The 8,359-nt window shown below is 73.7% G+C and carries 1 protein-coding gene and 1 pseudogene; both read right to left on the reverse strand.

All coding sequences use genetic code 11. The features are described 5' to 3' along the window. A partial coding sequence (locus ACFXG1_RS32620; RefSeq protein ID WP_384745801.1) for a type I polyketide synthase occupies positions 1–2,224 on the reverse strand: 2,224 nt, incomplete at its 3' end. 81 nt (positions 2,225–2,305) lie between these two features. After that, positions 2,306–8,155 (reverse strand): annotated as a pseudogene (locus ACFXG1_RS32625) (SDR family NAD(P)-dependent oxidoreductase); the annotation flags it as partial. Positions 8,156–8,359 lie beyond the last annotated feature (204 nt).

The raw sequence follows: 8,359 nt of genomic DNA on the forward strand, positions 1-8,359 counted from the left end.
CCTCCTCGCCCCCGATCGCCGACATCGCGCCGTCGTCCCGCGCCGACTGCATCAGCCGGCCACGCGCCACCACCAGAGCGGCGGCGTCGGCCAGGTCCAGCACACCCGCGGCGTGCGCGGCCGACACCTCGCCGATCGAGTGACCGAGCAGGCAGTCCGGCACCACACCCCACGACGCCACCAGCCGGAACAGCGCCACCTCCACCGCGAACAACGCGGGCTGGGCGTAGGCGGTCCGGTCGAGCAGTGCCGCCTCGGGCGTACCGGCATCGGCGAACAGCACGTCCTTCAACGACCGCCCCAGCAGGGGATCGACGGCGGCGCAGATCTCATCCAGGGCGCGGGCGAAGACGGGGAACGCCGCGTACAGCTCACGGCCCATGCCCGCGCGCTGCGAGCCCTGACCGGTGAAGAGGAAGGCGGTACGGCCGGACCGGGCCCGGCGGGTGCGGTGGACCCGGGTGGGGTTCTCGGGGTCGGCGGCGAGCGCGCGCAGCCCGGCGGTCAGTTCGTCGCGGTCGGCGCCGACGACGGTCGCGCTGTGATCGAGCACGGCCCGGGTCGTCGCCAGGGAGTACGCGATGTCCGCGACACCGTGCTCGGGGCGCTCCGCCACGAACGCCAGCAGGCGCTCGGCCTGGCCGCGCAGCGCCTCCGGCGTCTTCGCCGACAGGGTCCAGGGGAGGGTGGCGGGGGTGTCGTCCCGGCGGCCGGTCCCGACCCCGGCCCCGGACGCGGCTAGGGACACGGCGGCGGGCTCGGGGTCGTACTCGGGGGCCTGCTCGACGATCACATGGGCGTTGGTGCCGCCAAGGCCGAAGGAGGAGACGGCGGCCCGGCGGGGCGCGCCCGTTTCGGGCCATTCGGTGCTCTCGGTGACCAGTTCGACGTCGCCCGCGGTCCAGTCGACGTGCGGGGTGGGTTCGTCGACGTGCAGGGTCCTCGGTATGCGCCCGTGGCGTATGGACTCGATCATCTTGATGACACCGCCGACCCCGGCCGCCGCCTGGGCGTGGCCGATGTTCGACTTCATCGAGCCGAGGAGGAGGGGCCGGCCGGGGTGCCGTTCACGGCCGTACGTCGCCAGCAGCGCCCGCGCCTCGATCGGATCACCCAGCCGGGTGCCCGTGCCGTGCGCCTCCACGACATCGACATCGGCCGCCGAAAGACCGGCGTCGGCCAGCGCCTGACGGATCACCCGCTCCTGCGCCGGACCGTTCGGCGCGGTCAGACCGTTCGACGCGCCGTCCTGGTTGACCGCCGAACCCCGGAGCACCGCCAGCACCCGGTGCCCCTTGCGCCGCGCGTCCGACAGCCGCTCCAGCAGCAGGAGTCCGAGGCCTTCGGCCCACGCCGTGCCGTCGGCGGCGGCGGCGAACGACTTGCAGCGCCCGTCGGGCGACAGGGCGCGCTGCCGGGAGAACTCGACGAAGGAGATGGGCGTCGACAGGATCGTCACCCCGCCCGCGAACGCCAGATCGCATTCGCCGCGCCGCAGGGCGCCCGCCGCCAGATGCAGGGTCACCAGCGACGACGAACAAGCCGTGTCGAGCGCGACGGCCGGACCCTCGAAACCGAAGGTGTACGAGACCCGTCCGGTGCCCATACTGCCCATGCTGCCGCTGCCGAGGTATGCCTCGAAGTCCTGCTTGGGCAGCCGGGGGCGGGCCCCGTAGTCGTGGTACATCTGGCCGACGTACATCCCGGTCCTGCTGCCCCGGAGGGTGGCGGGGACGATCCCGGCGCTCTCCATCGCCTCCCAGGTGGTCTCCAGCAGCAGCCGCTGCTGGGGGTCGGCGGCGAGGGCGTCGCGCGGCGACATCCCGAAGAAGGCCGGGTCGAATCCGGCGATGTCGTCGAGGAATCCGCCGTTGCGGACGTAGGAGTGGCCGATCCGGTCGGGGTCGGGGTGGAAGAGGTCCTCGGCCCAGTCTCGGTCGTCGGGCAGCCCGCCGATGGCGTCGACGCCGTCGTCGACGAGCCGCCACAGATCGGCCGGGGACTCGACCCCGCCCGGGTAGCGGCACGCGGCACCCACGATCGCCAACGGCTCCCGCGCCCGCTCCTCCACCTCCTTCAGCCGCACCCGGGCGTCGCGCGCGTCCGCGATCGCCCGCTTCAGATACTCACGGAGTTCGTTCTCGTCAGCCACGTCAAACCACCACTCCAGGAAGACCGGGAAGACCGGGGAGATCGCAAGAACCGGATGGACCGCATGGACCACATGGACCGCATGGGCCGGAAAGGCCGGATGGACCGGATGAAGTTGTCAGTCGGGACCGGGGCCGGCTCATCGCGCCGCCGCTCACTCGACGCCGTCGACCAGGGCGAACAGTTCGCCGTCGCTGGCCGTGTCGAGTCCGTGGTGGGCGACGCCGCCGGAGAGTTCCAGCAGCTCCCGCAGGCGGGAGGCGACGGCGTTCCGGGCGTCGTGGTCCGAGGCGATCGACCGGATGTATGCCTCAAGACGGTCGAGGTCGGGCCGGTCATCGGGCGCGGGGTCCGGTTCGCCGACGGCGATCTCACCGTCGAGATATCCGGCCAGCGCGTCGGCCGACGGATGGTCGAAGGCCACCGTGCTGGGCAGGACGAGCCCGGTCGCGGCGTTGAGCCGGTTGCGCAGTTCGACCGCGGTGAGCGAGTCGAAGCCCAGCTCCTGGAAGGCCCGGCCGGGCTCGACGGACTGCGGGTCGGTATAGCCCATCACCTCGGCGATATGGGTCCGTACGAGGTCGAGCAGGGTGTCGCGGCGCCTGCCCGGCGGGAGTTCCGCCATCCGGCCGGCCCAGGTGGTGTCGGCGCCCGCCGGGGCCGCGGCCTTCGCGGCCCTCGGGGCCCGGACCCGGACCAGTCCGCGCAGTGGGGCGGGCTGCCCCGCCGGGTCACCGGTGCGGGGCGCCGGGTTGAGCGCCGTGGGTACGGTCAGGGCGGCCCCGCTGGTCAGCGCGGCGTCGAAGAGGGCCAGGCCCTGTTCGGGGGTCATGGGGGTGATCCCGGCCCCGGCCCAGCGGGCCAGGTCGGCGGCGCCGAGGGTGCCGCCGAGTCCGTGGGTGGCGTCCCACAGGCCCCAGGCCTGGGAGCCGGCGACGAGTCCGGCGGCGGCGCGGTGGGCGGCGAGGGCGTCGAGATAGGTGTTGGCCGCCGCGTAGTTCGCCTGTCCCGGGGTGCCGATGAGGCCCGATATGGAGGAGAACAGGATGAACGCGGAGAGCTTCTCGCCCTGGGTCAGTTCATGGAGGTGCCAGGCGGCGTCGATCTTGGGCCGCAGGACTTGGGTGAGCCGGTCGCCGTCGAGGGATGTCACGGTCGCGTCGGCGAGTACGCCCGCCGTGTGGACGACGCCGGTCAGCGGGTGCTCGTCGGGGATGCCGGCGAGCAGGGCGGCGAGTTCCGTACGGTCGGAGACGTCCCGGGCTTCGACCCGGACATGGGCGCCGAGGCCGGTGAGTTCGGTGACGAGGTCCCGGGCGCCGGGCGCGTCCTGGCCGCGCCTGCTGGCGAGCAGGAGGCGGCGGACGCCGTGGCGGGTGACGAGGTGCCGGGCGAACAGGGCGCCGAGCCCGCCGGTGCCGCCGGTGATCAGCACCGTACCGTCCGGGTCCCAGACGGGTCCCTCGTCCCAGGCGTCGTCCGTGGTGCGGACCAGGCGTGGGACGAGCAGCGCGCCGTCGCGTACGGCGAGTTGCGGCTCGCCGGTGGCGACGGCCCCGGCGATGAGGGCGTCGGACGCGGTGGTGGGGTCGGTGTCGACGACGACGATCCGCCCGGGGTGTTCAGACTGGGCGGTCCTGGCCATGCCCCATACCGGGGACGACGCCAGGTCGGTGACGTCCTCGCCGGGCCGGACGGCGACGGCTCCGCAGGTCACCAGGAGCAGCTTGGAGGCGGTGAACCGCTCGTCGGAGAGGAACCGCCGCAGCAGGTCCAGGGTCCGCCCGGCGGTGGCGTGGGCCGCGGCGATGTCGTGCGGGGCGCCGCCGCCGAAGTCGACCCGTACGACATCGGCGTCGGCCGTGGTCGCCAGGTCGTCGCCTTCGGCGAGATCGGCCCAGGTCGGGTCGGTGGTGCCGGGGGCGGTGACGGGCTGCCACTCCAGTCGGAGGAGCGCGGCGCCGCGGTCGGCCCGGCCGGCTGTGAGGCGGGCGCGTTCGACGGGGCGGAGGGTGAGGGTGTCGATACCGGCGACGGGCTCCCCCGCGGCGTCGGCGACCAGGACGGCGAAGCCTCCGCTGGGCTTCGGGGTGAGCCGTACGCGCAGTTCGGTGGCGCCGACGGCGTGGGTACGGGCTCCGGTCCAGCTGAACGGGAGGTCGATGTCGTCGTCGCCGAGTTCGTCGAGCCCGGCGAGGACCAGTGGGTGCAGGGCGGCGTCGAGCAGGGCCGGATGCAGTCCGTACCGGTCGGCGTCGCCCCGGTCCTCGTCGGCGGTGCTCACCTCGGCGAAGAGGGTGCCGTCGGTACGCCGCCACAGGGCGCGCAGTCCCTGGAACGCGGGCCCGTAGCCGTAGCCGCGGTCGGCGAGCCGGGGGTAGGCGTCGGTCAGTGGTTCGGCGGTGGCGTCGGCGGGCGGCCAGCTCCGCAGCCCTTCGGGAGTGGCGGTGTCTGTCGGGCCGAGCAGTCCGGTGGCGTGGCGGACCCAGGGTTCGGACGCCTCGTCGGAACCTGCGGGTCCGGTGGGGCGGGAGTGCACGGTGAAGGCGCGCTGTCCGCCGGGTCCCGGGGCCTCCACCTCCGTCTGGAGGAGCACCGTACCGGTGTCGGGGAGGGCGAGGGGGGCTTCCAGGGTGAGGTCGACGAGTTGTTCGGCGCCGGTCTCGCGTCCGGCGGCGAGGGCCAGTTCGAGGAAGGCGGTGGCCGGGAGGAGGACCGCTCCTCCGACCATGTGGTCGGCGAGCCAGGGGTGGCCGGCGAGGGAGAGATGGCTGGTCAGTACGGTGCCGTCGCGGCCCGCGAGATCGACGGCCGCGGTCGTGAGCGGATGCGCCGAGCGACCGCCGCCCGTGCTCGCGGTGCCGGTCCCCGCGGTCAGCCAGTAGCGCCTGCGCTGGAACGCGTAGGTGGGCAGGTCGATCGCGCCGGGGCCGGGGAGGGTGCCGGGGAGGGTCTCGGGGAACAGGGCCGTCGGGGCTCCGCCGAGGCCCAGGACCTGGGCCCTGGCGAGCGCCGTGACCAGGGCGCGGGGATCGGGTTCGGCGCCGTTCAGCAACGGGATCGCGATCTCGGACCCGGCGTCGTCGGCTCGGTTGAGCACGGTGCTGAGGCCGGCGTCGGGGCCGATCTCCAGGATGCCGGTGACACCTTCGTCGCGCAGCTGACGCACGGTGTCGTCGAGGCGTACGGTGCCGTGGATCTGCCGGGTCCAGAAGTCGGGTGACCTCAGGTCCGCGGCGGACGCGGGCAGTCCGGTCACGGCGGAGACCACCGGGATCGCGGCCGGGCCGTACGCCGGTTCGGCGGCGAGGCCGTGGAAGCGGCTCGCCACGTCGTCGTGGAGCGGCGAGTGGTAAGCCTGTCCCACGGGGAGGGTCCGGGTCTCGCGGCCCTGCGCGGCCCAGCCCGCGGTGATGAACTCGACGACGTCGGCGGCGCCGGAGACGACGACCCGGTCGGGGGCGTCGACGGAGGCGATGGCGAGGTCGCCGGCGTAGTCGGCGAGGCCGGGGGCGATCTCCCGCTCCCCGGCGCCGACGACGGCCATCGCGCCGTCCGCCCCGGCCGTCGCGACGAGTTCGCCGTAGGCGGCGACGAGTGTCGTGGCGTCCCGGAGGGAGAGCACTCCGGCGGCGTGGGCGGCGGCCAAGGCTCCGACGGAGTGGCCGACGAGGACGCCGGGTACCGGACCCGCCGTCTCCAGCAGCCGGAACAGGGCGGTCTGGAAGGCGAACAGGGCAGGCAGCGCGTACCGGTCCCGCGGCGCGGCCCCGGCTTCCGCCGGGTCGTCGGTGAGGAGGAGTTCGCGTACGGGCGGCGCGGTGTCGTCGTCGAGTTCGGCCAGGACGGCGTCGAGGGCTTCGGCGAAGGCGGGGAACGCGTCGTACAGCGCCCGGCCCATTCCGGCCCGCGCGGTGCCGTGCCCGCTGAAGAGGAAGGCGGTCGTCCCGGAGCGGTCCGTACCACCGGTGACGAGTCCGGGCGCTTCGGCGCCCTTGGCCAGGGCGTCCAGGGCGGCCGGATAGTCGTCGGCGTGGTCGCCGACGACGGCCGCGCGGTGTTCGAAGAGGGTACGGCCTTCGGCGAGGGCCCGGCCGACCGCGGCCGGGGAGAATCCGGTCCTGTCGGTCAGCAGATCCCGCAGCCGGGCCGCCTGCTCGCGCAGGGCGCTCTCGTCACGCGCGGAGATGATCCACGGTACGGGGGCGGCGGGCGCGGTCTCCGGGTCGGCGCCGGAGCCGTCCATCGGGCGCCGGTACTCCTCCAGGACGACATGCGCGTTGGTCCCGCTGATACCGAACGAGGAGACCGCGGCGCGGCGGGGCCGGCCGGTCAGCGGCCACTCCCGGGTCTCGCGGACCAGTTCGACGCCGCCCGCCGACCAGTCGACGTGCGGTGTGGGCCGGTCCACGCCGAGCGACGGGGGCAGCACTCCGTGCCGCAGGGCCTGCACCATCTTGATGACGCCGCCGACACCCGCCGCCGCCTGGGCGTGGCCGATATTGGACTTGAGGGAGCCGAGCAGCACGGGCCGGGCCTCGTCGCGGCCCTTTCCGTACGTCGCCAGGATCGCCTCGGCCTCGATGGGGTCGCCGAGCCGGGTGCCGGTGCCGTGGGCCTCGATCGCGTCGACGTCCCGGGTCCCGAGGCCCGCGTCGGCGAGTGCCTGCCGGATGACGCGCTGCTGGGAGGGGCCGTTGGGGGCGGTGAGGCCGTTGGATGCCCCGTCCTGGTTGACGGCGGAGCCCCGGACCACGGCGAGTACCGGGTGTCCGAGGCGTTCGGCGTCGGAGAGGCGCTCGACGAGCAGGACACCGACGCCCTCGGCCCAGGCGGTGCCGTCGGCGGCGGCGGCGAACGGCTTGCAGCGGCCGTCGGGCGCCAGGCCGTCCTGCCTGGAGAACTCCACGAACATGCCGGGTGTCGACATCACGGTCGCACCGCCGGCGACGGCGAGGTCCGACTCGCCGGAGCGCAGGGAGCGGATCGCCAGATGCAGGGCGGACAGGGACGACGAGCAGGCGGTGTCCACGGTGACGGCGGGACCGGTGAGGCCGAGCTGGTAGGCGATCCGGCCGGACATCACACTGGAGGTGTTGCCGGTCAGCAGATGGCCCTCGGCGCCTTCGGGCGCGTCGTGCATCCGGGGTCCGTAGTCCGATGCCATGGCGCCGATGAAGACACCGGTCGGGGTGCCGTGCAGCGTCCGGGGGTCGATACCGGCCCGCTCCAGGCTCTCCCAGGTGGTTTCCAGCAGCAGTCGCTGCTGCGGGTCCATGGCCTGGGCCTCGCGGGGCGAGATACCGAAGAAGGCGGCGTCGAAGTCGCCCGCGTCGTGGAGGAATCCGCCGTGCCGGACGGCCGATTTGCCGGAGCGCCGGGGGTCGGGGTCGTAGAGGTCGGGGTCCCAGTCGCGGTCGGCGGGGAACTCGGTGACGGCGTCGCGGCCTTCGGCCACCAGGTGCCACAGGTCCTCGGGGGATGCGACGCCGCCGGGGAAGCGGCAGGCCATCCCGACGACGGCGATGGGTTCGGAGCCGTCCCGGGCGGTGTCCGCGGCGGGCAGGGCGGAAGCGGCGGGCAGGGTACGGCGTTCGGGCGCGGCCGGAGTCGTACCGGCTTCCGGCTCGGGGCTCTCCAGCAGTCCGGCCGCGAGCCGGTCGACCAGTTCACGGCCGGTCGGGTAGTCGTAGAGCAGGGAGGCGGGCAGCGCCAGGGCGGTCGCCGTGGTGAGGCGGTTGCGCAGTTCGAGGGAGCCCTGCGAGTCGAATCCGAGGTCCTTGAAGGTGCTCCTCATATCCCGGTCGCCGAGCGCCGGATGGGCGAGGACGGCCGCGGCGTGGGATCGGACCAGAATTCCCAACTCCTTGCGGAGCGCCTTTTCGTCGGTACGGGCCAGCCGGCGCAGTTCGCCGCCCATTCCGGTGGGTTCTTCGGTGGTGTGTTCCTCCTCGCCTATCCAGTAGCGCTTGCGGTCGAAGGCATACGTCGGCAACTCCACCCGACCCACACCCCTCTCGTCCCGACCCAACACCGCACCCCAATCCACCCCCACCCCACCCACAAACGCCTCACCCAACGACAACACAAACCGCTCAGCACCCCCATCACCACGACGCAACGAACCCGACACACCCACCAACCCACCCACACCCAACCCCTCAGCAACCGACACCACACCCTCCACCAACACCGGATGACACGACAC

The sequence above is a fragment of the Streptomyces sp. NPDC059248 genome (assembly GCF_042753905.1).
Lineage (GTDB): Bacteria > Actinomycetota > Actinomycetes > Streptomycetales > Streptomycetaceae > Streptomyces.